At 54.6% G+C, this 22,108-nt stretch carries 23 protein-coding genes and 1 pseudogene; 11 read left to right on the top strand and 13 right to left on the bottom strand.

The genetic code is table 11. The features are described 5' to 3' along the window. Positions 1-2: 2 nt before the first annotated feature. From pgmB to pspA, 13 genes are all read right to left on the bottom strand, one after another. The gene (gene pgmB / locus JY391_RS10555) at positions 3-665 is read right to left on the bottom strand and encodes a beta-phosphoglucomutase (RefSeq protein WP_042283331.1); all 663 of its coding nucleotides are present in this window, start codon (positions 663-665) and stop codon (positions 3-5) included. Beyond that, a complete protein-coding gene (locus tag JY391_RS10550) occupies positions 662-2,938 on the bottom strand; it encodes a glycoside hydrolase family 65 protein (protein WP_211935702.1) in 2,277 nt (758 codons plus the stop codon). Before JY391_RS10550 ends, pgmB begins: the two co-directional genes overlap by 4 nt. Then, on the bottom strand, positions 2,935-3,990 hold the full coding sequence (gene ycjS / locus JY391_RS10545) for a D-glucoside 3-dehydrogenase (protein ID WP_211935701.1): 1,056 nt from the start codon (positions 3,988-3,990) through the stop codon (positions 2,935-2,937). Before ycjS ends, JY391_RS10550 begins: the two co-directional genes overlap by 4 nt. A 9-nt stretch (positions 3,991-3,999) precedes the next feature. After that, positions 4,000-4,788, bottom strand: coding sequence for a 3-dehydro-D-guloside 4-epimerase (gene ycjR / locus JY391_RS10540; protein ID WP_211935700.1), 789 nt, complete (start codon positions 4,786-4,788; stop codon positions 4,000-4,002). Between the two features lie 17 nt (positions 4,789-4,805). Next, positions 4,806-5,858, bottom strand: coding sequence for a D-guloside 3-dehydrogenase (ycjQ, locus tag JY391_RS10535; protein WP_211935699.1), 1,053 nt, complete (start codon positions 5,856-5,858; stop codon positions 4,806-4,808). A 30-nt stretch (positions 5,859-5,888) separates the two neighbouring features. Continuing rightward, the gene (locus JY391_RS10530; protein WP_211935698.1) at positions 5,889-6,731 is read right to left on the bottom strand and encodes a carbohydrate ABC transporter permease; all 843 of its coding nucleotides are present in this window, start codon (positions 6,729-6,731) and stop codon (positions 5,889-5,891) included. Then, positions 6,718-7,599 (bottom strand): carbohydrate ABC transporter permease, encoded by an 882-nt coding sequence (locus JY391_RS10525; RefSeq protein WP_042283345.1) that lies wholly within the window; start codon positions 7,597-7,599, stop codon positions 6,718-6,720. The genes JY391_RS10530 and JY391_RS10525 overlap by 14 nt, the downstream gene beginning before the upstream one ends. A 20-nt stretch (positions 7,600-7,619) precedes the next feature. Further along, a complete protein-coding gene (locus tag JY391_RS10520; RefSeq protein WP_042283349.1) occupies positions 7,620-8,912 on the bottom strand; it encodes an ABC transporter substrate-binding protein in 1,293 nt (430 codons plus the stop codon). A gap of 12 nt (positions 8,913-8,924) precedes the next feature. Continuing rightward, complete coding sequence (locus JY391_RS10515) at positions 8,925-10,607, bottom strand: sugar phosphorylase (protein ID WP_211935697.1); 1,683 nt, start codon at positions 10,605-10,607, stop codon at positions 8,925-8,927. A gap of 197 nt (positions 10,608-10,804) precedes the next feature. Next, a complete protein-coding gene (gene pspD / locus JY391_RS10510; RefSeq protein ID WP_042283355.1) occupies positions 10,805-11,029 on the bottom strand; it encodes a phage shock protein PspD in 225 nt (74 codons plus the stop codon). Positions 11,030-11,049: 20 nt separating this feature from the next. Then, positions 11,050-11,409, bottom strand: coding sequence for an envelope stress response membrane protein PspC (gene pspC / locus JY391_RS10505; RefSeq protein WP_060571274.1), 360 nt, complete (start codon positions 11,407-11,409; stop codon positions 11,050-11,052). Continuing rightward, positions 11,409-11,633 (bottom strand): envelope stress response membrane protein PspB, encoded by a 225-nt coding sequence (gene pspB, locus JY391_RS10500; protein ID WP_042283359.1) that lies wholly within the window; start codon positions 11,631-11,633, stop codon positions 11,409-11,411. The genes pspC and pspB overlap by 1 nt, the downstream gene beginning before the upstream one ends. Positions 11,634-11,687: 54 nt before the next feature. Further along, positions 11,688-12,356 carry a phage shock protein PspA gene (pspA, locus tag JY391_RS10495; protein ID WP_211935696.1) on the bottom strand — a complete coding sequence of 223 codons (669 nt, stop codon included), beginning with the start codon at positions 12,354-12,356 and terminating at the stop codon, positions 11,688-11,690. A 167-nt stretch (positions 12,357-12,523) separates the two neighbouring features. On the opposite strand from pspA, the gene pspF reads away from it, so the two are divergent. The 11 genes and pseudogenes from pspF (at position 12,524) to fabI (ending at position 21,937) form a co-directional block, all read left to right on the top strand. Continuing rightward, positions 12,524-13,501, top strand: a complete 978-nt coding sequence (pspF, locus tag JY391_RS10490; RefSeq protein ID WP_211935695.1) for a phage shock protein operon transcriptional activator — start codon at positions 12,524-12,526, stop codon at positions 13,499-13,501. A gap of 420 nt (positions 13,502-13,921) precedes the next feature. Then, positions 13,922-14,413, top strand: a complete 492-nt coding sequence (gene tssD / locus JY391_RS10485) for a type VI secretion system tube protein TssD (protein WP_211935694.1) — start codon at positions 13,922-13,924, stop codon at positions 14,411-14,413. Positions 14,414-14,423: 10 nt separating this feature from the next. After that, positions 14,424-14,780 carry a tlde1 domain-containing protein gene (locus JY391_RS10480; protein ID WP_211935693.1) on the top strand — a complete coding sequence of 119 codons (357 nt, stop codon included), beginning with the start codon at positions 14,424-14,426 and terminating at the stop codon, positions 14,778-14,780. Beyond that, positions 14,777-15,214, top strand: a complete 438-nt coding sequence (locus JY391_RS10475) for a hypothetical protein (RefSeq protein ID WP_211935692.1) — start codon at positions 14,777-14,779, stop codon at positions 15,212-15,214. The genes JY391_RS10480 and JY391_RS10475 overlap by 4 nt, the downstream gene beginning before the upstream one ends. Positions 15,215-15,443: 229 nt before the next feature. Then, positions 15,444-15,683, top strand: a pseudogene (locus JY391_RS23900) (site-specific integrase); the annotation flags it as partial. A gap of 59 nt (positions 15,684-15,742) precedes the next feature. Further along, positions 15,743-17,386: an ABC transporter substrate-binding protein SapA gene (gene sapA, locus JY391_RS10470; protein WP_042283382.1), complete on the top strand. Its 1,644-nt coding sequence runs from the start codon at positions 15,743-15,745 to the stop codon at positions 17,384-17,386. After that, complete coding sequence (sapB, locus tag JY391_RS10465) at positions 17,383-18,348, top strand: peptide ABC transporter permease SapB (RefSeq protein ID WP_042283384.1); 966 nt, start codon at positions 17,383-17,385, stop codon at positions 18,346-18,348. Before sapA ends, sapB begins: the two co-directional genes overlap by 4 nt. Beyond that, positions 18,335-19,225 carry a peptide ABC transporter permease SapC gene (gene sapC, locus JY391_RS10460; RefSeq protein WP_042283387.1) on the top strand — a complete coding sequence of 297 codons (891 nt, stop codon included), beginning with the start codon at positions 18,335-18,337 and terminating at the stop codon, positions 19,223-19,225. The genes sapB and sapC overlap by 14 nt, the downstream gene beginning before the upstream one ends. Further along, positions 19,225-20,217, top strand: a complete 993-nt coding sequence (gene sapD / locus JY391_RS10455; RefSeq protein ID WP_060571283.1) for a peptide ABC transporter ATP-binding protein SapD — start codon at positions 19,225-19,227, stop codon at positions 20,215-20,217. Before sapC ends, sapD begins: the two co-directional genes overlap by 1 nt. A gap of 1 nt (position 20,218) precedes the next feature. Further along, entirely contained in the window at positions 20,219-21,025 is an 807-nt protein-coding gene (sapF, locus tag JY391_RS10450) for a peptide ABC transporter ATP-binding protein SapF (protein ID WP_042283394.1), read from the top strand. A 123-nt stretch (positions 21,026-21,148) separates the two neighbouring features. After that, entirely contained in the window at positions 21,149-21,937 is a 789-nt protein-coding gene (gene fabI, locus JY391_RS10445; RefSeq protein ID WP_042283398.1) for an enoyl-ACP reductase FabI, read from the top strand. Positions 21,938-22,108: the final 171 nt, after the last annotated feature.

Raw genomic sequence — 22,108 nt, 5'->3', positions numbered from 1 at the left:
CTTTACTTGTCGTGTTGCCAGAAAGCCGATAAGCACGGCCACGTCAGAGAGTCTGTCGCCGGAAGCAGCAAACCTGCGCCCGTCAAGCCCGAGCCAATGCCTACCGAGCGCATGCCGCTGGCATTGATCGCATCGATTCCAGCCTGTGCGTCTTCGATTCCGATACAGGCCTGCGGCGGTATGCCCAGTCCCTGACACGCGGCGAGGAAAATCGCCGGGTCCGGTTTGGAACGGGCTACTTTTCCGGCATCGGCGCAATAATCAAAAAAGTGTTCAATTTCCAGCGCCCTGAGAATGGTGGGGGCGTTCAGAGAGACTGACGCCAGGCCAATTGCTATCTGTCGCGCGCGCAGTTCGCCGAGCAGTTCACGGATCCCCGGCAGGATGGAATCGGCGGTTAAATCGCGCAGAGAGTGAACGTAAAGCGCATTCTTACGTGCCGCCAGCGCCTCGCGCGCCTGCTCGCTGAATTCCCCCTCTTTCCCGCCGTGACGTAAAATACGCAGCAATGACTCCCCCCGGCTTATCCCTTTCAGGGTGTCGTTAAATTCCTCGTCGATCGCGATCCCAATGTCTGCGGCGACCTGTTGCCAGGCAAGGAAATGCAGATGCGCGGTGTCGGTGATCACCCCATCGAGATCGAACACTATCGCCTGTAGTTTCATTCACCCTCCTTTTGTGTGGTAGCGGTCCCATTGGTGGGCAAAATAAAGCCAGCGAGGGAACAGGTCTGCTCACCGTTAACGGTCAGCGCCGTCCCGTTCAGCCATAGGGTCACCGGACGAGTGCTACTGATACGCGCTTCCTGTCTCGACAGCGAAATGCGCAGTTCGCTTCCCTGCCACCGAAGTGGGAAGGTCAGTTGCCGCCAGGCGTCTGGTAACGCAGGGTTAAGGTGCAACTCGCCTTCGCGTACGCTTAATCCGGCGAAGCCCTGGATCGCACCAAGCCAGATCGCTCCCGTTGCCGCCGCATGAATGCCGTCATCGCAGCTGTGCGGATCGTCACCAAGATCGATTAGCGTCCCTTCTCGCCAGAAACGATAACCTTGTTCGGCATCGCCACAGCGCGCGGACACAATACCGTGAATCGATTTGCTCAATGAGGAATCGTGAATCGTTCGCGGTTCATAGAAGTTCAGGTTGCGCAGGCAGACATCGGTCGAAAACCGCTCAGGAAGCATGTAGGTCAACATCACGACATCAGCCTGCTTGAGGATCTGCATCTCGTTGACTTCCGCCCGCGAGTAATCGAGCAGAATAGTCTGCTTGCCCGCTTTCGCCTTATATGTCGTGAGATCGATGACCGGCTTACTCAGGAAGGTGTCATCCTGCGGCAGTACGCCGTCCTCCCCAGCTTCCGGCAGCCAAAGGTGCGCGAGAAAATGCGCGGCGCGATGAAGAAACGCCTCATCCGTGCAGCCAAAGCGGCGGGAAAAACGCAGCGCCTGGGCGACGTTGTAATGCGCCATGTAGTTGGTGAACGCGTTGTTGTTGACGTGCTCGGTATATTCATCCGGGCCAATCACGTCATGAATTTCCAGCCGTCCGTTGACGTCTGTCGCACGACTCATCCAGAACCGCGCTGTTTCCTGGAGCAGCGTCAGCCCTTCGCGTGCCATAAACTGGTCATCGCCCGTTGCCTGCCAGTAAGCGACCACCGCCCATGCGATGTCAGCGACCAGGTGATGTTCCGCCAGCGCGGAAGCCACCTTCTGACGCAGCCCGGTCCGGATGTTAATGGCCGCGTATTCCGGTGTCTCTTCTTCGCCGCTGCGGGCGCTCTCCCAGGGAAACAGCGCGCCATGCCAGCCATTGCGCCGCGCTTTTTCACGGGCGCCCGGCAGGTTGTGCCAGCGGTAGCGCAGAAGCTTGCGCGCCACTTCCGGCTCGGTAAACAGGTGGAACGGCAGTAAAAAGACTTCGGTATCCCAGAACACATGGCCTTTGTAGCCTTCGCCGGTCATGCCTTTCGCACCGATGCTGCTGCGCTCGTCATGGGCTGGCGTCATGCTTCGCAGATGATAGAGCGCAAAATCCAGCGCCCGCTGATCCGCATTGTTATGGCTGGCGACCTCGACCCGACAGCGCTGCCACCAGTCACCCCAGTTGGCGGCGGACTCCGTCAGTAAGGCCTCATAACCCTGCAGCGCGCAATTTTCCAGCGCGCGTCGTCCCTGGCGGGCCCAGGTATCCAGTGACAGATTGCGACTGCTGGTCCACTCAATCCAGGTGAACTTTTCCAGCGTCAACCGTTCGCCCTGGGCGACCTGCGCGGTGTTATGCTGCAACAGGCGACGCTCTTTCGCCGTAAAACAGGACTGCACCTCGCCCTGCAGGCGACACCAGGTCGAGACAGAAATATCGCTGCGGCCATCCTGGGTGGAATAAATGCCTTGCAGAAGATGCTGGCCAAACACCCGCACCTGCGTTTCATCCAGATGCTGGCGGCCATGGTTGGTCTGAGTGGCGTCGATGCCGGTGGACACAGATACTGTCGCCGCCGCGTCCAGCGGCGTGATGGACAGTTGCATCGCCACCAGCGGCAGTTGCGTCACGGAAGCGAAGCGGCGACTCTCGATGGCGAAACGCGCGCCGCCGGGCGCGCGCCAGACCAGTGTGCGCGTCAGCTCGCCACAGCTAACATCCAGTTCGCGCCGCCAGCTTTCAATCGTGCCGCTAAGCAGGGAGAAAATGTCCCCGTTGAGCTGAATGTCGACGCCAATCACATCCGGCAGGTTCACCAGTTCATTGATTTCCCCTTTGCCGGCCCGGTGATAAAGTCCGGCAAGATACATCCCGCGCGTCTGCTGCGTGTAGCCTTCTTCGTGGCTGGCGCGGATCCCCAGATAACCGTTGCCTGTCGTCATCAGCGAGGCGTATTTATTCAGGCTGTGCGGGCAAAAACCCGGATCGGATAACATCACTGGTTTACTCATAATTCAACGCACATCCCTGTTTCGGCAGATTCATACAGCGCCGCGACCAGCTGTTGGATCACAAAGCCCTGCTCGGCGTCGGCGATGGTGACCGGTTCACCCTGAACGTGGTTCACGAAAGCTTCCATACTACGATAATGGCGTTGATCATCGGCGCGCTCCCGCTGCGTCAGAATAGCCAGTTCGCCGTTGTGATCGGTGTAGACCTGCGCCGGGAACAGCGTTGCGCCTGCTTTATCGCCGCAAAAATTCACATTCATTATTGATTGTTCAGGAATATTCAGTGCAAAAGAGGTTTCGAGGCGCAGAATACTGCCGTTATGAAATTCAATGGTGCCGAACAGCGAATCTTCCACGGTATAGGTCGTGGGATCCCATTCGCCGAACTGGCCGTTATTTTTCCGAGTGCCGATCTTCTGAAAGCTGTGCGCGGTAACGCGTTTCACCAGCGGGAATCCCAGAACGTACATTGCCGCATCCAGCATATGTACGCCAAGGTCGATCAGCGGGCCGCCGCCCTGGAGCGCTTTATTCGTAAAGACGCCCCAGCCGGGCACACCGCAGCGGCGCAGCGCTCTGGCATTGGTGACATAAATTTCGCCGAGCACGCCTGCCGTCACCTGCTCGCGTAACAGTTGCGTGTCGAGAGCAAAACGGTGATGGAAATCATACGCCAGTACTTTGCCCATCCGGCGCGCGGTATTGCACATTTCCAGCGCCTGTTCCGGGGTCATGGCCGGGGGTTTTTCGCACATCACGTGGCACCCGGCTTCCAGCGCCATCATGGTATGTTCATAGTGAAAACGGTTTGGCGAACAGATACTCACGATATCCGGCTTTACGCTTTGCAGCATGCGCTGCGGCTCGTCCCAGACCTGCGCATGACCGTATTTTTCTGCCAGCGATTGCGCCTGAGACAGGCGGCTGTCACAGACAGCCACCAGTTCCAGATCCTCGCGGGTGCAGTAGTACGAAGCATGAACCTTATCCGCTACCTGTCCTGCGCCAATAATGGCCACACGCAGCGGGGAGCTTGTCATTGCACTTTTCACGGAAACCTCTTAGCAGGTACGCAACCAGGCCAAAGACTGACGGTAGGCTTCCGGCAGGTTATCCGCCCGGACGCGCCCTTCGTACACCACATAGCCCTGATACTGATCCGCGCGCAGTTGGTCGAACAGCATTTTGAAATTCAGCGTGCCGGTCCCCGGTTGATAGCGGTGGTTGTCAGCAATATGCACGTGCCCCAGCAGGTCGCGGTTATCGTGCAGCGCCTTCGCCATATCGTCTTCTTCAATATTCATGTGGTAGAAATCACCGATGATCTGCACGTGCTTCAGGTCGTTCTCCACGATGTAACGACGTGCATCCGCCAGCGTGTTGATCATGTGATCCTGATAGCGGTTAAGCGGCTCCAGATAAACGACCGTCCCGGTGCGTTCTGCCACTTTGTCGAGATAACGCAGTGAATCGCTGACCATTTTGCGGTCGCCTTCCAGGCTGCGCGGCGAGGTCATCGGCGGCAGACGGAAGGTGAACATTCCCCAGGCTGCCGGGACGATGATCCCTTGCCCGCCGACTTCAGCCAGCGCTTCCAGAATGCGCTCAATCTGCTTAAGACCGTTCAGACGACGCTCTTCAATAAAGTCGCCAATCCAGCCGTCGTAGCCGCCGCAGGCCGTGGTCACCGGCAGGCCGGTTTCTTTGATTGCCGCTTTGACTTCGTCGAGGTGGTTAACCAGTAATTTGCCGTCGATTTCGAAGCCGTCGAAGCCCATCTCTTTGATATAACGAAACTTCTCCAGAATGTTTTCCGGAAAAAATGCCTGGTTCTGCGTTCCAATTTTCATTTTTGTCGTCCTGTCCCTTAAAACGTCACGCCCATTTTGATGCTCTTTTCCGGATGTCTGTCGACGTACTGCATATAGCTTTCCGGGCTGTCTGCGAACGTCACCACCGGGTCGATCAGGTCTTCGCAGTTCAGATACCCATTCATCAGCAGTTCCCAGCAGGTTTCTTCGATACGTTTACGGCTCCAGCGCGGATAGTCCGGATTCGGTTCGCTACAGGCGCGCGAGAAGACGATTTTGGCGTTGTTGAAGTGCGCTTCGCGACCGAGGTTGAACCCTTCGGCGAATGGTTTCGCGAAAGCGACGTAGGAGATAGTGCCACCGTAGGCCAGTCCGCGCAGCGCGGACTGCAACGCGTCAGCATAACCGCTGGTTTCGATGATCACATCAGCGCCCTGCTTACCGGTCAGCTTTTTGATCTCCATCCCCACGTCGGTGCCGATTGGGTTAAGGCAGAAATCGGCGCCATGACGACGGGCGATATCACAACGATGGGCGATCGGGTCAACGCCAATCACCACGGACGCGCCCGCTTTTTTCGCCAGTTGCACCGCGATCTGACCAATGGCGCCGAGCCCGACGATCACCACAAAGTCGCCCACGCGCACGTTCGCATCGCGCACGCCGCTCATCGCAAACTGCGCCGGGTCGTAACACACGGCGTTTTTCCACGAACTGCCTTGCGGCATTTTACGCAGCTTGTAATTATTCACTGCATTGATGATGACCGTTTCGGACAACGGACCGTAGCCGCAGACGCTGTCGCCCACCGCATAGTCGGTGACGCTGCTGCCGCATTCGATAATGTCGCCAACGATCATATTGCCAAGCTGGAACTTGCCAAATTCGATACCTCGCGGCGCGCCTTCCGGACGCGGCATAAACATCTGCCACTCACCGTTGAAATCTTCGTCAATAAACGGGCTGGCGGCGCGAAAGTCGACCACTTCCGTACCGTGCTTCGGCGCGCCAAAGCGCACGCGGATCCGCACCTCATGAGCCTCAATAGCCCGGTCTTCATATTCCACCAGTGCCGCCACGCGCGGCGCTGTTGCGACTAACTTTTTCATCTACAACTCCTTGATTAAAAACTGGCCGCCTTAGCCCTTCACGCCACCAGCGGTCAAACCACTCTTAATAAAACGTTCGGAAAGCGCATACATACTGACGACAGGCAGTGCCGTCACCAGCGACGCCGCCATCATGCGTCCCCAGATGTAATCTGGCGTGCTGAACAGGGTGTTCAGTCCCACCGGCAACGTGAAGTTGCTGGCGCTGGAGAGGAAAATGGAGGCGAACAGATAGTCGTTCCACGCTACCATGAAGCAGTAGACAAAGACCGACACCAGCCCCGACATCGCCAGCGGAACGGTAATACGGAAAATAATTTGCAGACGGTTCAACCCATCCATCATCGCCGCCTCTTCGATCTCATCCGGAATGGTGTCGAAGTAGCTTTTCAGCATGAACACGGCGGTCGGCAGGGTCTGGGTCACCATTGTGACGATCAACGCCATTTCGGTGTCGTAAATCCCGAGCGCGGTGATGATCTTGAACAGCGGCACCACCAGCAAAATGCCGGAGAACATGTACACTGTGTAAAAGCTGGCGTTGATGGTCATCCGCCCTTTAAAGCGCAGGCGGGAGAGCGCATACGCGCCCAGCGTCCCCAGAAACACGGCCACGACCGACGACACCACCGACACCACCAGGCTGTTGCGGAAGTAATCGACAAAAGGAAAAATCAGCGGGTTAAAAATGTCGACATAGTGTTCCAGCGTCCACTGCTGCGGCAGCAGCGTCGGATGCAGCGAAATCGCCTCTTTCGCGCTTTTGAACGACGTCATCAGCATCACGAAAAAAGGAAACAGCGTGATAATAAGAAAGACGATCAGGCCGCAGTAAAAAACGACACGTCCGAGTTTGCGTTTATTTGTTGCCATTGAGGTTCACCCGTTTTCTGGTCAGCAAAATGACGGCGAAGATAATGATGAAAAGCACCACCGAGATCGCTGCCGCTTTCCCTAAGTCATTAAAGGCAAAGGCCGTTTTGTAGAGATAGACCCCGAGAATATCGACCTTGGTGGTCAACAGATACACGTCGGCGAACATGTAGAACATCCAGATGGTGCGCAGCGTAATCACCGTCGCCAGTACGGGCATAATCGCTGGCAGCGTGACAATGCGAAAACGTTGCCAGGCATTAGCGCCGTCCATTTCCGCCGCTTCGTACAGTGACTTATCAATGGTCTGCAAAATCGCCAGAAACGAGATAAACGCATACGGGAAGTAGCGCCAGATGGCGAACAACACCACCAGCACGAAACTGCTGCCGGGATTGTCGAACCACAGCGGCGCCTGATCGTAGAGATGCAGCAGATCCACGCCGAGATAGTTCACAATGCCGTAGCCGTTGTTGAACATGTACTTCCAGGCGAACACCAGCGAAATCGACGGCGTCACGTAGGAGAGGATCACCAGTGAACGCGCCGTCTTGCGCAGGCGGAATTCACGGTTGAAGAACATCGCCACGCCCAGCCCGAGCACGGTACTGCCTGCCACCACCAGCGCGGTGTACCACACCGTCATCCACAGCGAATGCCAGAATCCGGGATCGGAAAGGATGCGAATGTAGTTGCTCAACCCCACAAAGGTGGCGTCGATGCGCGGGTTTAGCGGCAAGCGCAAAAAGCTGATTTCGATGTTCGATATCATCGGCCAGGCCACCAGGCCGCCCAGCAGCAACAGGCTGGGCGCCAAGAGCAGCAGCGCAAAAGGCATATCGGATCGACCTGAAAATAATCGGGTCATAACTGCGTTCCTCTTAGCCATTAACGCTGCTCAATCAGGGTATCCAGTTTTTTCTGGCTTTCCTGAAGCGTTGAGGACAGATCAGCTTTGCCGACTGTCACGTTATGCACCATCGAACTGACGACACCGGATCCCGTCACATCGCCCATACGGGTAAAGTTTTTGTCCCCTACCGCGCCAAACACCTGAATGTTCGGCAGTTCCGCAATCAGTTGCCCCGGCAGCTCGCCCAGCGCTTTGATGACGCCGTTGTCCTGCCAGGTTTTGGTGCCCACCACCGCTTTGTTCACCGGCAGCGCCGCGCCCGGCGACATCATCACCCAGTCGGCGATGTTGTCGGCTTGTTCCATGAACGCGACAAATTTCTCGGCCGCTTCGGTTTCTTCTTCTTTCTGGCCGCTGGTAATGGTCAGCGAAGTCAACATGCCGTAAACCGCCGACGTCTCTTCGGTTGGCACCACAAACCCGATGTTCTGCGGATCGCCCTCCTTCATGATGGCTGGCAGGATATACGTCGAATACATCGCCATTGGCGCGGTGCCGTTCATGAAAGCGTCTTTCACCTCCATGATGTCGTTGGAGCCTGGCATGGTATTGGCTGCCAGATCGCGGTAATAGCTCAGCGCGCGGGTCATCTCCGGCGTGTTGAGCGTGATGTGTCCCTCAGCGTTAAACACATTCGCTTTATTTGAGAGCGCGAACTGGGAGAAAGACTGCTCAGTCAGCACGCTTTCCGCGGTGGGCAACGCGATGCCATATTTCTTATGCGCCGGATCGTTCAGGGTCTGGGCGACATTCAGCAGATCCTGCCAGTTTTTCGGTTCGTTGAGTCCGGCGTTAGCCAGCACGTCTTTGCGATACCAGATGCCGCCGATCCAGGCGCTCACCGGCACCCCGGTCCACGCGCTGCCGTCTTCGGTGCGGACAATCCGCAGCACCCCGTCATAAAAAGCATTTTCGCCCACGGTCTGGATGACATTCGTCACCGCTTCCCGGTCAATGAGCTGCTCTTTGTCCATCACTTTCGCGTAGTCATGGCTGGTTTCGATCACTTCCGGCAGTGAACCGCTTCTCGCAAGCGTAATGACCTTAGTGTTATAGGCGTCTTCTTCCACCGGAACCTGCTTCACGGTGATCTCAGGATTCGCTTTTTCAAACCGTTCAATAAGCGTAGTAATAACGGCCTGACGCTCCTGTTCGACAGACGAGTGCATAAATTCAATCGTCACATGGTCGGGTTTATCTTCCTTACAGCCTGAAATCAGGGCGCAGGAAACCAGTGCTGATAACAGCACAATTTTTGTTTTAAGCATCAGATGTTCCTTTTATTTTTTAATCCACATAACCTGCCAGGGTTGCAGCGTTAATGTTTCGCCGGAAACCAGGGTTTCCGTCATTAAATCGATGCCGGAGTTTACCCCCGCGTCAACGGTCTGAATGCAATCACTGAAGTTAAATAAAGCCGTGATTTTTTCGTCGGTATTCGCCGCGCGAACGATTTTCATTACCGCAGGCGTAATACTGCAAATAGTAAAATCACTTTCCGGATGGAAGGCGTGATTATTTCGGCGAATCTTCACCAGCCGCGATAAAGATTGATATACCTGATGACGCAGCGAATCCCCTGCCATTAATTCATTTTCAATCGCTTCGCGCTGATATTTCTTACGGTTAATCGCCCGGTTATAACCTAATTTTTCCACGCCTTCGTAATCATTACGTGAGCCGAGAATACTTTGAATATAGATGGCCGGCACACCCGGAAAGGTCAATAACAACGCATGAGCCAGCATAAATTTCGCCAGACGTTGTGAATCGCTGCTGTCGCGCGAACTTAACGCATCCATGTAGGTGACATTGATTTCATACGGGCTGCGCGTACCGTCCGGGTTATTCTTCCAGTTAACCAACGCCCCTTGTTTTTGCAGGTCGGCGACTAACGCTAAAATATCGTCTTCCGGCAGCAATCCGCGTAGCGGATTCAGACCAATGCCATCGTGAGAGGCAAGGAAGTTAAACCAGGTGGTCTGCTGTGACGGCAGCGTCAGCGACTGCGCCCACTGACTGAGCGCGCGGGTGTCCTGGCGGTGCACGGCGTGCAGAACCAGCGGCGGCAGCGAAAACTGATAGACCATGTGGGCTTCGTCCAGCCCGTTGCCCAGATAGGAAATGTTGTCTTTATGCGGAACGTTGGTTTCCGTGATAATTGCCGTGCCAGGCGCGACGTCATCGGCGATAGCGCGAAACAGCTTAATCAACCGGTGGGTCTTTTCCAGATGAATGCAGCTTGTGCCCGGCGTTTTCCACATAAAGCCTACTGCGTCGAGACGCACATAATCAGCCCCGTGTTCAAGGTAAGTCAGCAGCACGTCGACCATCGCCAGCAATACATCCGGATTGGCATAGTTGAGGTCGATCTGATCTTCGCTGAAGGTGGTCCATAAATGACGCACGCTATTATCTTTCAGAGTAAACGGCGTCAGCAGCGGTAATGCGCGCGGACGCGTGACCGCGCTCAGATCGGTCTGCGGATCCATTTCAATAAAGAATTGTTCAAATCCCGGCGTCTGCTGTAAATAATGTGCAAACCATTCGCTTTTCGCCGACATATGATTACAGACAAAATCAAACATCAATTGACAGGATTTATTTAACGCCGCGATATCCTGCCAGTCCCCTGTTTCTTCGGCGACCTTATAATAATCGATGACCGAGAAACCATCGTCAGAAGACCAGGGATAAAAGGGCAGCAGATGGACATGGGAGAATATTGACGCCAACCACCGGGAATAGAACCGATTAAATGTAGGCAGTGGTTTTTCTTTTTCACTGTGAAATTGGTCGGCGTAAGTAATCAACACCACATCACTTTCATCCCAGTGTGGCTTACGCTTTTTCGTAATAACCTTTCGCGCGTTTTCTATTCGCGCGTTGAGCATTTCATCATGACGATGCGTCCATGAATCTTCATAGACAAAGCTGAGGCATTCCTGAATTTTGTGCTTCACTTGATTTTTCCGTGGTAGCGGTCCCATGACGCAAGAGACTACTCCCGGTAAAATTAGCTGTCAATGCAGGGCACGGGGTTTTCGCGGCGAAAAAAAACCATTTTGGCAGCCCAAAAATCGTATTTGTGAGCTGCCGCAAATTAATTTTTAAATTGTGATTTATTTGTTACGGACCGGGCGGCCCGTAATCGACAGGATTAATTTTTGGAATAACGTTTTGATATTTTTGCAGCCATCCGGCTTAATAAGGGTTCAAGCGCGAGCGCCAGCAACATTTTCAGCGGACGACGGGCGACGGACTTCACTGCCCAGCCCGCCACACCTGCCGGACCGTAACGCAGCGCCGTCAGAAGTACCAGCTTACCTGCTATTTTCATACCGGGTTTCACCTTTTGCCCGGCGCGTTGCCAGCGATTATTCATCTTAGCCCTCACTGAATTCATTACAGCTGACGGAAACGGCTACGTAACGTAAACGTATCCGAGGTGACATAGCGCTCCATCTCACGCAGGCGCTTCTCCCCCGCCGCCAGCTCTTTATCAACCGCATCCAGCAGTTCTCCGCTGGTAGGCTGGTTTTCGCCTGCGGCCAGGTTGTCCGGCATCGGATCAAGCACAAAAGACAGCACGATGTAGGCAACCAGGGTAAAGAATGCCAGACCAAAAAAGATCGACAGCACCACCAGAATGCGCACCAGCTTCACCGGCACGTCGAGGTATTGCGCGATGCCCGCGCACACGCCGCGTACCATCCCTTGTTGGGGGATGCGCCATAATTTTTTGTTCAGGTTAATGCCTCCCATTAACGTTCCCTCCAGTTCGGATGTTCCGCGTCAAGAATCGCTTCCAGCGCCTGAATACGTTCACGCATTCGTCTGGCGTCGTCGGTAAGTTGGACTAAACGCTGTTGCTCGCTCTGCGAGAGTTCGCCGCGGCCGGAACGGTTGCTGTAATGCAGCCATAACCAAATCGGCAGCACAAACAGCACGAAAATGGTTAGCGGAATGGCCAGAAATAGCGCGCTCATGTGTACTCCTTACAGGTGATGAGCGGCGGCGCGTTCGGGCGCCGCCAGGTATTATTATTGCTTGTCTTGCTGCATTTTGGCTTTCAGTTGCGCCAGTTGCTCGCCGATCTCATCATCGGCTTTCAGGTCAGCGAACTGCTGGTCCAGCGTCGGTTTCTTCCCAAAGCTGTGGCTTTCCGCTTCAGCTTCCATTTGATCGATGCGACGTTCAAAAGATTCAAAGCGCGCCATCGCTTCATCGATCTTGCCGCTGTCGAGCTGGCGGCGAACATCGCGGGAAGAACTGGCCGCCTGATGGCGCAACATCAACGCCTGCTGGCGGGCGCGGGTTTCGCTGAGTTTATTTTCCAGCTCGCCAATCTCTTTCTTCATGCGCGTCAGAGTATCTTCCACCAGCGCCACTTCCTGCTCGAGCGTCACGATCAGATCGGTCAACTTCTGTTTTTCGATCAGCGCGGCACGCGCCAGGTCGTCTTTATCTTTACGCAGCGCCAGCTCCGCTTTTTCCTGCCACTCGGTCTGCTGCGCGGCGGCCTGCTCAATACGGCGGGATAGCTGTTTCTTTTCTGCCAGCGCGCGAGCGGAATTGGAACGAACTTCAACCAGTGTGTCTTCCATCTCCTGAATCATCAGGCGAACCAGCTTCTGCGGATCTTCCGCTTTTTCAAGCAGCGCGTTGATGTTGGCGTTCACGATGTCGGCAAAACGAGAAAAAATACCCATAATTCAGTCCTCATATTTTTTGATGTCGGGCGATGCCCTGCTGAATATGTAATACAATCCTCGTGCCAACTTTTTAACTCACTGAAATATCAAGTAACGTACAGTTTTACCTCGGCACAAAAACAGCGTAAAGTGGTGAAATACACCAACAAGTGGCGAAATTCATCATGACAGAATACAAAGACAATCTTTTAGGCGAGGCCAACAGTTTTCTCGAGGTTCTCGAACAGGTTTCACGTCTGGCGCCACTGGATAAACCGGTCCTGATCATCGGTGAACGCGGCACCGGTAAAGAGCTTATCGCTAACCGCCTGCATTATCTCTCTTCCCGTTGGCAGGGGCCGTTTATTTCTCTCAATTGCGCCGCGCTCAATGAAAATTTGCTCGACAGCGAACTGTTCGGTCACGAAGCTGGCGCATTTACCGGGGCGCAAAAACGGCATCCCGGTCGCTTTGAACGCGCCGATGGCGGGACATTATTTCTCGATGAGCTCGCCACCGCGCCGATGCTGGTGCAGGAAAAGCTGCTCCGCGTCATTGAATACGGTGAACTGGAGCGGGTCGGCGGCAGCCAGCCATTACAGGTGAACGTGCGGCTGGTCTGTGCGACCAACGCCGACCTACCGGCGATGGTGAAAGAAGGCACATTCCGCGCAGACCTGCTGGATCGCCTGGCGTTTGATGTTGTGCAATTGCCGCCTCTGCGCGAACGGCAGGCCGATATCATGCTGATGGCGGAACATTTTGCCATTCAGATGTGCCGTGAAATACGCCTGCCGTTATTCCCTGGTTTCACCGACCGCGCCAGAGAAACGCTGATGACCTACGCCTGGCCCGGCAACATCCGTGAATTAAAAAACGTCGTTGAACGTTCTGTATACCGTCATGGCACCAGCGACGCGCCGCTCGATGAGATCGTTCTCGATCCGTTCAAACGTGAGGAAAACCGCCTCCCGTCACAGACTGACGCTCCCGCGTCGGTCCCCTCCCTGCCCCTGGATTTGCGCGAATATCAGCAACAGCAGGAAAAAAACCTGCTGCAACAGAGCCTGCAGCAGGCGAAATTTAATCAGAAACGGGCGGCTGAACTGCTCGGTCTGACCTACCACCAGCTGCGCGCGTTGCTTAAAAAGCATCAGATTTAGCGTTTTCACGGCGAATTTGCGCAGTTTTGCGTCAGTTACCCACAGCCATTTTTACCTGACGGGCCGAAGTGCGATACACTTTGTAAATCGAATCTAAAAACCTTAAAAATTATTATTTAACGCCCCTTAGAAATCAACATTTCATTATTAAAAATAGAGTTATAATAATTAACACGAAGACAATGCGAGTCATTTTAGTGCCCCTTTTCCTACCCCAATCGCGTTTCCCCCCCACACAATCCCCCCTTCGAAACTCTCAATTTTGCACAACAATCCGCCAGGGTTTATATATTTCAAGTTTTACATTTTTTATATGAATATCAAAAAGCTATACGTCAAAGCTATAGCATTTAGTGTGCTGCACGTTCGAATAATAACGTGTTTATTACTATTTTTAACAGTAGAAATGGAGTTTTAAGAATGGCGATACCAGCCTATCTCTGGCTGAAAGACGATGGCGGTGAGGATATTAAGGGTTCGGTAGACGTAAGGGATCGTGACGGAAGTATCGAAATCATCGGCTTTAATCATGGTGTTTTGCAGCCTACAGATAAACACACTGGTAAGGCGACCGGTTTGCGCGCTCATTCCCCGTTTTCTTTTGATAAAGAAATAGACTCTTCCAGCCCGTATCTTTACAAGGCCGTTACCACAGGTCAGCGGCTAAAATCCGCTGAGGTTAAATTATATAAAATTAACGATGCCGGACAGGAGGTCGAGTATTTTTCAGTCCTGATGGAGGGAGTAACGATTGTGAGCGTTTGTCCGATGATGCTCGATGTCAAAAGCCCTGATTATGAGAGACATAATCACATTGAACTCGTCGAATTGCTATACGAGAAAATCACCTGGCGCTTTGCTGACGGAAATATTATTCACTCGGATAGCTGGAATGACAGGAAAACCGCATAGGAGCAAAAATATGGGTTGGAAATATGAGCAAAGCACGGGGAAAATGTACAAGGACGGGAAGTTGATCGAGACTGGCTATTCCGGTGCGCTGACAAACAAAAACAATCCGGATCGTCAGCATGTTAAGGGGTTGGGTCCACTCCCTCGCGGGACATATAAAATCACGGGGCATTCTAATTCAAAAGGCCCGGTCACTATTATTCTTGAACAAACGTCGGGTGAAAATTTCGGGCGTTCGGAATTCAGAATACATGGCGAACGCAAGCACGGTCCGGCAGGATTCGCCTCTGAGGGCTGCATTATTATGTCGCTCTCAACGCGTCGAAATATTCTGCGTGACGGGGGAAGTATAGAGGTGGTGCGATGAGACTGCGGCTTGCTCTGCTACTGTCGGCCTGTCTTTCATTTCCGGCGCTGTCGAAAGGGAGCGATTGGGATAAAATCGTAAGTGGTGTTGCCAGCGGGGAACCGGCAAGTCTGGAGCAGATTGCATCACTCGCAGCGACGGCAAATGCAAAGCAGGCGCAGGAACTGGAGGATGCCCTTGCAAGCGCGCTCACATCAAACACACCTGGCGCGTTACGGGCATTGCAAAAAATCGATGCACGTGACTGGCCGCACATGATTGGCAGCGATCTTGTCTGCACCGTCCCAACTGAAAGAACCGTTGAAGAAATTGACGTTTTTTATATGCGAACGCGTAGTGCGCTACTCAGGACTATCGAAGGTGCACAGTGCCTCTGGATACTGGAGGCATCGTTTGAAGAATGGAAAGGTGATCAGGCGCGACAGCGGAGATAATTATCGCCCGGCAGGCCGGGCTTTACTGTCAATTCCGCGTTTATGTTTACCCTTTGCCGACCCGCAAGGCTATTTCAGACATGAGGGTCGAACGTTCCGCAATCTGGCTTTCGCAGGCAGTTTCTGCGTTAACCGCGCATTGCAGAGCAAAGGTTTCAATAGAAAGTTCCTGTATGGTGCGTTTGGGTGTCTCTCTCAACCCGAACGAAGCCGCCATTTTGACATAACCAGGCGTTCAGGTATTCGGCGGCATCCGCCATATCAATCTCGGCATACTTACGCGTGTTGGTTGCTGTCTGCAAAAGCCTACTTATCGTTTATTGCGAGTCATATGGGGCATGAGAATGCTAAGATGGTTTATGAGGTATAGTCAAAATGGATAGCCGGTATGAATGCTGATCAGGTCGCGATGCTGAACGCGCGATTGCCAACACGTCTGCCCCATGATGCCCCAAAATACAAACGGTAATAGCAAATGTTATTAAATATTAGTAAGATAGATACTTTATATATAATCCCTTAAAAATTATGCGCCTGGTTATATCGTCTCTGATCGTGATGGCTGGACTCCTGCGTGGTCAGGCTGCTGCTGCGCCTGAAGCGCCTTCGCATGAAGATATCCGCGACAGCGGCTTCGTTTATTGTGTCAGTGGGCAGGTCAACACCTTCAACCCTCAAAAAGCGAGCAGTGGACTGATCGTCGACACGCTTGCCGCGCAGTTATATGACCGACTGCTGGACGTCGATCCTTATACCTATCGCCTGGTGCCGGAGCTGGCGGAACGTTGGGAGGTGCTGGATAACGGCGCAACCTACCGTTTTCATCTGCGCCGCGACGTCCCTTTTCAGAAAACAGCCTGGTTTACGCCAACCCGTAAGCTGAACGCCGACGACGTGGTGTTTACCTTTCAGCGCATTTTTGATCGCCAGCATCCATGGCATAACGTCAACGGCGGCAACTTTCCTTATTTCGACAGTCTGCAGTTTGCGGATAACGTCCAGAGCGTCCGCAAAATCGACGGTAATACCGTGGAGTTTCGCCTGGCGCAGCCGGACGCCTCGTTTTTATGGCACCTCGCTACCCATTATGCGTCGGTGATGTCCGCGGAATATGCGGCGCAGTTAACGAAGCAGGATCGTCAGGAGTTGCTCGACAGGCAGCCGGTCGGCACCGGACCGTTTCAGCTGTCGGAATACCGCGCCGGCCAGTTCATTCGTCTGCAACGGCACGACAGTTTCTGGCGCGGCAAACCGTTGATGCCACAGGTGGTCGTGGATTTAGGGTCCGGCGGTACTGGCCGCCTGTCGAAGCTGCTCACCGGCGAATGTGATGTGTTGGCCTGGCCCGCCGCCAGTCAACTGACAATTCTGCGCGATGACCCCCGTCTGCGGCTGACCCTGCGTCCGGGAATGAATATCGCCTATCTGGCGTTTAATACCGATAAACCGCCGCTGAATAACCCCGCGGTCCGCCATGCGCTGGCGTTGTCGATCAATAACCAACGTCTGATGCAGTCAATTTATTACGGCACAGCGGAAACGGCGGCTTCTATTTTGCCGCGCGCCTCGTGGGCCTATGACAACGAGGCTAAAATTACCGAATACAATCCAGCGAAATCTCGCGAGCAGTTGAAAGCGCTGGGGCTGGAAAACCTCACCCTGCATCTGTGGGTGCCGACCAGCTCTCAGGCATGGAACCCCAGCCCGCTGAAAACCGCCGAACTGATTCAGGCGGATATGGCGCAGGTCGGCGTGAAAGTGGTGATTGTGCCGGTTGAAGGGCGTTTCCAGGAGGCGCGGTTGATGGACATGAATCATGATCTGACATTGTCCGGCTGGGCGACCGACAGTAACGACCCGGACAGTTTTTTCCGTCCGCTGTTAAGCTGTGCGGCAATCCAGTCGCAAACCAATTTCGCCCACTGGTGTGATCCGACGTTTGACCGGGTACTGCGTAAGGCCCTGTCATCGCAACAGCTTTCCGCCCGCATTGACGCCTACGATGAGGCGCAAACGATTCTCGCCAAAGAGCTGCCGATTCTGCCGCTGGCCTCTTCATTGCGTCTGCAGGCCTACCGGTACGATATTAAAGGGCTGGTGCTGAGTCCGTTTGGCAACGCCTCGTTCGCGGGCGTTTCGCGTGAAAAAACCGTTGAGGTGAGTAAACCATGATTATTTTCACCTTACGCCGCATCCTGTTGCTGATGGTCACGCTTTTTTTCCTGACCTTTATCGGCTTCAGCCTGAGCTACTTTACTCCACACGCGCCGCTTCAGGGCGCGTCGTTGTGGAATGCGTGGGTCTTCTGGTTCAGCGGTCTTCTTCACTGGGATTTTGGCGTATCGAGCATTAACGGACAACTGATCTCTGAACAGCTTAAAGAGGTGTTTCCCGCCACGATGGAGCTGTGTACGCTGGCGTTTGGCTTCGCGCTGATGGTGGGGATCCCGGTAGGGATGCTGGCGGGCATCACGCGCAATAAATGGCAGGATCGACTGATTAGCGCACTCGCCCTGCTCGGCTTTTCCATTCCCGTCTTCTGGCTGGCGCTGTTGCTGACGCTGTTCTTTTCGCTGACCCTCGGCTGGCTGCCGGTATCTGGTCGTTTTGATCTGCTATACGAAGTGAAGCCCGTCACCGGGCTGGCGATTGTCGACGCCTGGATTTCTGATTCGCCCTGGCGCGACGAGATGATCATGAGCGCGCTGCGCCATATGGTGCTGCCGGTGTTAACCCTGGCGGTCGCGCCAACCACGGAAGTGATCCGCTTAATGCGCATCAGCACCATCGAGGTATTCGACCAGAACTACGTCAAAGCCGCCGCCACGCGCGGTCTTTCCCGCTTCACGATCTTGCGCCGTCATGTATTGCACAATGCGCTGCCGCCGGTGATTCCTCGCCTTGGCCTCCAGTTTTCCACCATGCTGACGCTGGCAATGATTACCGAGATGGTCTTTAGCTGGCCGGGGCTCGGGCGCTGGCTGATTAATGCGATACGCCAACAGGACTACGCGGCGATCTCCGCAGGAGTAATGGTGATAGGATCGCTGGTCATTATCGTCAACGTGATTTCTGATATTTTGGGTGCTATGGCTAACCCTCTGAAACATAAGGAATGGTATGCCTTACGATAGCGTTTATAGCGAAAAGCGCCCGCCAGGTACGCTGCGCACCGCGTGGCGGAAATTTTATGGCGATGCCACGGCGATGGTTGGCCTCTACGGCTGTGCGGGTCTGGCGCTGCTGTGCGTCTTTGGCGGTTGGTTTGCGCCGTATGGTATCGACCAGCAATTCCTCGGCTATCAACTGTTGCCGCCGTCCTGGTCCCGCTACGGCGAGGTGTCGTTCTTCCTCGGCACCGACGATTTAGGACGGGACGTGCTAAGTCGCCTGTTAAGCGGCGCGGCGCCGACAGTGGGCGGCGCGTTTATCGTTACCGTGGCGGCGACGCTTTGCGGCCTGCTGCTGGGGGTGATTGCGGGGGCGACCCACGGCCTGCGCTCCGCCGTGCTGAACCATATTCTTGATACGCTGTTGTCGATTCCGTCACTGCTGCTGGCCATTATCGTCGTGGCGTTTGCAGGACCGCATCTGGTTCACGCCATGTTTGCCGTCTGGCTGGCGTTGCTGCCCAGAATGGTACGTTCGGTTTACAGTATGGTGCACGACGAACTGGAAAAAGAGTACGTTATTGCCGCCCGCCTCGATGGCGCATCCACGCTGAACATTCTCTGGTTTGCCGTACTGCCTAATATCACCGCCGGGTTGGTGACGGAAATCACCCGCGCGTTGTCGATGGCGATTCTGGATATTGCCGCGCTCGGTTTTCTCGACCTTGGCGCGCAACTCCCCTCTCCTGAATGGGGCGCGATGCTTGGCGATGCGCTGGAGCTGATTTACGTTGCGCCGTGGACAGTCATGCTGCCCGGCGCGGCGATCATGATTAGCGTTCTGTTGGTCAACCTGCTTGGTGACGGCGTACGCCGGGCGATTATTGCGGGGGTCGAATAATGCCGTTACTGGATATCCGCAACCTGACCATTGAATTCAAAACCGGAGATGAATGGGTAAAAGCCGTCGACCGCGTGAGCATGACCTTAAGTGAAGGCGAGATCCGCGGTCTGGTGGGTGAATCTGGCTCCGGTAAGAGTCTGATCGCCAAAGCGATCTGCGGCGTCGCCAAAGATAACTGGCGCGTGACCGCTGATCGTATGCGCTTCGACGATATCGACCTGCTGCGCCTCTCTCCGCGCGAACGGCGCAAGCTGGTGGGACATAACGTCTCAATGATCTTTCAGGAGCCGCAGTCGTGTCTGGATCCGTCAGAACGCGTCGGTCGGCAGTTGATGCAAAATATTCCGGCCTGGACCTATAAAGGCCGCTGGTGGCAACGTGTCGGCTGGCGAAAGCGTCGTGCCATTGAACTGCTGCATCGTGTTGGGATCAAAGATCATAAAGACGCCATGCGCAGCTTCCCGTATGAGCTGACCGACGGCGAGTGTCAGAAGGTCATGATTGCCATCGCGCTGGCTAACCAGCCGCGCCTGCTGATTGCCGACGAACCGACAAACGCGATGGAGCCGACCACCCAGGCGCAAATTTTCCGTCTGCTGACGCGTCTGAACCAGAACAGCAATACCACCATTTTGCTGATCAGCCATGACCTGCAGATGCTCAGCCAGTGGGCAGACAGAATTAACGTGCTGTATTGTGGGCAGACGGTGGAAACGGCGCCAAGTAAAGAACTGGTGACTATTCCCCATCATCCTTACACCCAGGCGCTGATCCGCGCCATTCCTGACTTTGGCAGCGCGATGCCGCATAAAAGTCGTTTGAACACCATGCCCGGGGCGATTCCGTTGCTGGAACAATTACCGATAGGCTGCCGTCTGGGGCCGCGCTGCCCGTATGCGCAGCGAGAATGTATTGAAACACCGCGTCTGACCGGAGCGAAAAACCATCTCTACGCTTGTCATTTTCCGCTGAACATGGAGAGAGAGTGACATGGTTGAGACCCTGCTCGAAGTGCGCAACCTGAGTAAAACCTTTCGCTACCGCACCGGCTGGTTTCGTCGCCAGACGGTAGAAGCGGTAAAACCACTCAGTTTTACCCTGCGTGAACGCCAGACGCTGGCGATTATCGGCGAGAACGGTTCCGGTAAGTCGACGCTGGCGAAAATGCTGGCGGGGATGGTCGAGCCGAGCGGCGGCGAACTGCTGATCGACGATCACCCGCTGAAATTCGGCGATTATTCGTTTCGCAGCCAGCGCATCCGCATGATTTTCCAGGATCCGTCAACGTCGCTTAACCCGCGTCAGCGGATTTCGCAAATTCTCGATTTCCCACTGCGTCTGAATACGAATCTGGAGGCGGAACAGCGGCGTAAACAGATCATTGAAACCATGCGCATGGTCGGTCTGCTGCCCGATCACGTCAGTTATTACCCGCACATGCTGGCGCCAGGGCAAAAGCAGCGTCTGGGACTGGCGCGCGCGCTGATATTACGCCCGAAAGTGATCATTGCCGATGAGGCGCTGGCGTCGCTCGATATGTCGATGCGCTCGCAGTTAATAAACCTGATGCTGGAATTGCAGGAGAAACAGGGTATCTCTTATATTTACGTCACCCAGCATCTTGGCATGATGAAGCACATCAGCGATCAGGTTTTAGTGATGCATCAGGGAGAAGTGGTGGAGCGCGGCAGTACCGCTGATGTGCTGGCTTCACCGCTCCACGACCTGACAAAGCGACTGATTGCCGGTCATTTTGGCGAAGCGCTCACCGCGGATGCGTGGCGAAAAGACCGCTAAAACGGCTTCATGCAGTGGTCGGATTAACTCTCCCGGCGTCTCGTGTTAGAATCGCCGCGTTTTAACGACGCCCCGTCCCTTTACGCGGCTGGGCGCCACAACAATAACATAAGGATTTAAGCTATGGGTTTTCTTTCCGGTAAGCGTATTCTGGTCACCGGTCTTGCCAGCAAATTGTCCATCGCCTACGGTATCGCTCAGGCGATGCATCGCGAAGGCGCTGAGCTGGCGTTCACCTACCAGAACGACAAACTGAAAGGCCGCGTGGAAGAATTTGCCGCACAACTGGGTTCGAACATCGTCCTGCAGTGCGATGTGGCAGAAGATGAAAGCATCAATGCCATGTTCGCTGAACTGGGTAAAGCATGGCCGAAATTTGACGGTTTTGTTCATTCCATCGGTTTCGCTCCGGGCGACCAGTTGGACGGCGACTATGTCAATGCGGTAACCCGTGAAGGCTTCAAAATCGCCCATGACATCAGCTCCTACAGCTTCGTGGCGATGGCGAAAGCGTGCCGCGCTATGCTGAATCCGGGTTCTGCCCTGCTGACCCTTTCCTACCTTGGCGCAGAGCGCGCGATCCCGAACTACAACGTGATGGGCCTGGCGAAAGCCTCTCTGGAAGCCAACGTGCGTTACATGGCGAATGCAATGGGTCCGGAAGGCGTGCGCGTAAACGCCATCTCTGCGGGTCCGATTCGTACACTGGCGGCTTCCGGCATTAAAGACTTCCGTAAAATGCTGGCGCATTGCGAAGCGGTTACCCCGATTCGTCGTACCGTCACCATTGAAGATGTCGGTAACTCCGCCGCATTCCTGTGCTCCGACCTGTCCGGTGGTATCTCCGGTGAAGTCGTTCACGTTGACGGCGGTTTCAGCATCGCCGCGATGAACGAACTGGAACTGAAATAAGCTTTCAGCCTTCCTGTGGGCGGCGTTCTGCCGCCCATGAAAACGTTCTGCCCGGCAATATACCTTTTTGATCTTTGTTATCACGTAACAATCTTTTTCCCCTTCCCCCGCTTACGCCAGGATAAAGCAGCAAAAACGATCCGGCGTGAGGTAGCCACGACGTGTCCGGGT

Origin of the sequence: Citrobacter sedlakii (assembly GCF_018128425.1) — a bacterium.
GTDB lineage: Bacteria > Pseudomonadota > Gammaproteobacteria > Enterobacterales > Enterobacteriaceae > Citrobacter_A > Citrobacter_A sedlakii.
The sequence above is the reverse complement of the archived record's forward strand: the minus strand, read 5'-3'. Positions and strand labels throughout refer to the sequence as shown.

What these genes read in the sequence shown, in the direction of transcription:
- pgmB (WP_042283331.1), bottom strand. Translation starts at nt 665, where the DNA reads ATGAAACTACAGGCGATAGTGTTCGATCTCGATGGGGTGATCACCGAC.
- JY391_RS10550 (WP_211935702.1), bottom strand. Translation starts at nt 2,938, where the DNA reads ATGAGTAAACCAGTGATGTTATCCGATCCGGGTTTTTGCCCGCACAGC.
- ycjR (WP_211935700.1), bottom strand. Translation starts at nt 4,788, where the DNA reads ATGAAAATTGGAACGCAGAACCAGGCATTTTTTCCGGAAAACATTCTG.
- ycjQ (WP_211935699.1), bottom strand. Translation starts at nt 5,858, where the DNA reads ATGAAAAAGTTAGTCGCAACAGCGCCGCGCGTGGCGGCACTGGTGGAA.
- JY391_RS10530 (WP_211935698.1), bottom strand. Translation starts at nt 6,731, where the DNA reads ATGGCAACAAATAAACGCAAACTCGGACGTGTCGTTTTTTACTGCGGC.
- JY391_RS10525 (WP_042283345.1), bottom strand. Translation starts at nt 7,599, where the DNA reads ATGACCCGATTATTTTCAGGTCGATCCGATATGCCTTTTGCGCTGCTG.
- JY391_RS10520 (WP_042283349.1), bottom strand. Translation starts at nt 8,912, where the DNA reads ATGCTTAAAACAAAAATTGTGCTGTTATCAGCACTGGTTTCCTGCGCC.
- pspD (WP_042283355.1), bottom strand. Translation starts at nt 11,029, where the DNA reads ATGAATAATCGCTGGCAACGCGCCGGGCAAAAGGTGAAACCCGGTATG.
- pspC (WP_060571274.1), bottom strand. Translation starts at nt 11,409, where the DNA reads ATGGGAGGCATTAACCTGAACAAAAAATTATGGCGCATCCCCCAACAA.
- pspB (WP_042283359.1), bottom strand. Translation starts at nt 11,633, where the DNA reads ATGAGCGCGCTATTTCTGGCCATTCCGCTAACCATTTTCGTGCTGTTT.
- pspA (WP_211935696.1), bottom strand. Translation starts at nt 12,356, where the DNA reads ATGGGTATTTTTTCTCGTTTTGCCGACATCGTGAACGCCAACATCAAC.
- pspF (WP_211935695.1), top strand. Translation starts at nt 12,524, where the DNA reads ATGACAGAATACAAAGACAATCTTTTAGGCGAGGCCAACAGTTTTCTC.
- tssD (WP_211935694.1), top strand. Translation starts at nt 13,922, where the DNA reads ATGGCGATACCAGCCTATCTCTGGCTGAAAGACGATGGCGGTGAGGAT.
- JY391_RS10480 (WP_211935693.1), top strand. Translation starts at nt 14,424, where the DNA reads ATGGGTTGGAAATATGAGCAAAGCACGGGGAAAATGTACAAGGACGGG.
- JY391_RS10475 (WP_211935692.1), top strand. Translation starts at nt 14,777, where the DNA reads ATGAGACTGCGGCTTGCTCTGCTACTGTCGGCCTGTCTTTCATTTCCG.
- sapA (WP_042283382.1), top strand. Translation starts at nt 15,743, where the DNA reads ATGCGCCTGGTTATATCGTCTCTGATCGTGATGGCTGGACTCCTGCGT.
- sapB (WP_042283384.1), top strand. Translation starts at nt 17,383, where the DNA reads ATGATTATTTTCACCTTACGCCGCATCCTGTTGCTGATGGTCACGCTT.
- sapC (WP_042283387.1), top strand. Translation starts at nt 18,335, where the DNA reads ATGCCTTACGATAGCGTTTATAGCGAAAAGCGCCCGCCAGGTACGCTG.
- sapD (WP_060571283.1), top strand. Translation starts at nt 19,225, where the DNA reads ATGCCGTTACTGGATATCCGCAACCTGACCATTGAATTCAAAACCGGA.
- sapF (WP_042283394.1), top strand. Translation starts at nt 20,219, where the DNA reads ATGGTTGAGACCCTGCTCGAAGTGCGCAACCTGAGTAAAACCTTTCGC.
- fabI (WP_042283398.1), top strand. Translation starts at nt 21,149, where the DNA reads ATGGGTTTTCTTTCCGGTAAGCGTATTCTGGTCACCGGTCTTGCCAGC.